We start from the raw sequence: 2,136 nt of genomic DNA, 5'->3' as shown, positions 1-2,136 counted from the left end.
CTAAGGGCGCACGCCTGGCAGTGCCTGGAATCGTCGATCTATCGCAATTGACCGAGGCGTCCAGTGGTGTCGCCAAGGTGGTGTTGCAAGGCGTACAAGACATGCTGTTGCGTGTGGCCTTGCAAATAGTGCGTGACGACTTCGAGGACCGGCGAGAGCGACAGCGCCAAGGCATCGACTTGGCCAAGGGCGCCGGTCGATACGCTGGGCGTAAACCGGATACCAAAATGCATGAACGGGTCATCGCCCTCAAAAGCGGTGGGTGTAGCATTGCGGAGACTGCGCGGCTGGCCGGTGTCAGTGTCAGCCAGGTAAAGCGTGTCTGGGCACAGAACCAGACTAAAGATAAGGTCTGAATGTAGCAAGAACCCTCGTTTTCACGCACGGTCTCCCGAGCGTCGCGCGTTTGATGTTTCGTTGCTCCCTGATATGCCACCCACCGACGTTTAAAAGCTTTGGCGTTGGCCCACGTTCGCAAGGAACCGAATCCGTCCAAAAGGCCACACAACGCGACACTTTTAATGAAAATTTGGTGGCTACATAACTTCAGCGTCAGCGGTCAAAAACCTCTTTAAGGCAACGCTGCAAAAATAGCCAACCGCTCAGCAGGCCCGGCAAGAGGCTGGCTCGCTCATTACACAGCCGCGCAGAGACATCACTGCAGTTCGAACGCGAGGCGTGAGCGGCCAAACGGCACCTTGGCTGGACGCGCCACTGAGGCGGCCCTGTTGGAGGAGCGGATCCTCGCTCAAATATCAGCGTCGGTACGAAGATCAGGTGCAAGAGCTAAAGGTCGTATTGCGTCAGCAAACAACGCCTTGACCGCCAAGAAACACGGCCCAGTGCAACTCAACCGTGACAACGACTACATTCGGATGGACTAATTGCAGACATGAGAATCCCCAACGTCAATCTAAACGCATTGAGCACAAACCGGTCTTTCAGTGAAGAGGACCAGCTCAAGCGGACCGGGGATCAGCCGGAAGCCAGTACCGGCACCAGTTGCAATGAGCGGCAGCCGGCCAAACGGCGACGGGTGGAGCAGGATGAACCTGGAGCCGGTGGCCGCGCACGGGACAGGGACGCTCGGCAACAGCCTACCATTCACGCGCACTTGCGCAACGATATCACCGACCGACATCGTACCAAGTCCGAGCGGCCCCATGACAGAGCGCCCGCTGACGTCAGTGCATCGTCATCGCATCGTAGGCCACAAAGAACAACGCATGGCTGGGAGGCGCGCTTGGCCGAACACACGTTCGACCGGGCGGCAGGAAAACGACCTCGGGAAGAGCGAGAGCCGTATCGGCAGCCAAAGCGGCCAATGCATGACTTGGAGTGGACGGCGGCGGATCTTCACCAGGCCGAACATCAGCTCGATCCAGCTGCAAAAAAGCAGCTGCAGGAACAGCGAGAGCAGTATCGGAAATGGCTGAGTGCCCCCAGCCGGGTGGCTCAGAACCACAACGCTCGCTTGTGCGTGTCGGTGGCAAAGAAAAACGCGCTGGCGCGTCACATCGGTTGCGGGCTGGCGCTGCCTTTCCTGGATGAGAACGTCAACGCGCAAACCAATGCGCAGTGGCTCGACAAATACCTTCTGATGATTGCCAATGCAAGGCGCGCCACAGGGGCAGGCGTAACGCATAGCGAGCTCGATCGTTGTACGGAGGTTGCGGCGCAGTATCTCTGCAAGACCAAGTGGTTTGACGGTGCATCGCTGACGCAGCTGGCCCATGTGGGCAACAAGCTGAGCAAGCATCCGAACCAACAAGCGTGCATGGATGCAATCGCGTGGATCGCCGGACAGCTCAATCAGGCAGATGATTTATCGGGACTGGATGGCCGCCACTCAGTCCTACTCCTGAACGCCTTCGCCAAGAACTTCAACAGCGGCAGGTGTGAACGCGCGGTGGCTCGTCTGGCACGTCACCTGCAACGTAACCACCCTGCCCGGTCGTCGCTGGACGCGCAGAACATCGGCCTGGCACTTAATGCATTCAGCAAGTGGCCCGACAATCCGGACTGCCAATCCATGGCGTACTTGCTTGCTGATATGCTCGCAAGCAAAAGCCGCTTGCGTCATGCGATGGATGGGCAGAGCGTCGCGAACGCGCTCAACGCCCTGAGCAAATGGCC

General features: G+C 58.5%; 1 protein-coding gene and 1 pseudogene. Both read left to right on the top strand.

Going from position 1 to position 2,136, the window contains the following annotated elements:
• Nucleotides 1–356 (top strand): helix-turn-helix domain-containing protein (locus tag ALO64_RS06705; RefSeq protein WP_157058639.1); only part of this gene is annotated, 356 nt, incomplete at its 5' end.
• 887 nt (nucleotides 357–1,243) lie between these two features.
• A pseudogene (locus ALO64_RS06700) lies at nucleotides 1,244–2,136 on the top strand (XopAD/skwp family type III secretion system effector); the annotation flags it as partial.

Source organism: Pseudomonas meliae, from assembly GCF_001400515.1.
Classification (GTDB): Bacteria; Pseudomonadota; Gammaproteobacteria; order Pseudomonadales; family Pseudomonadaceae; genus Aquipseudomonas; species Aquipseudomonas amygdali.
This window is presented reverse-complemented; position numbering and strand designations above follow the sequence as displayed.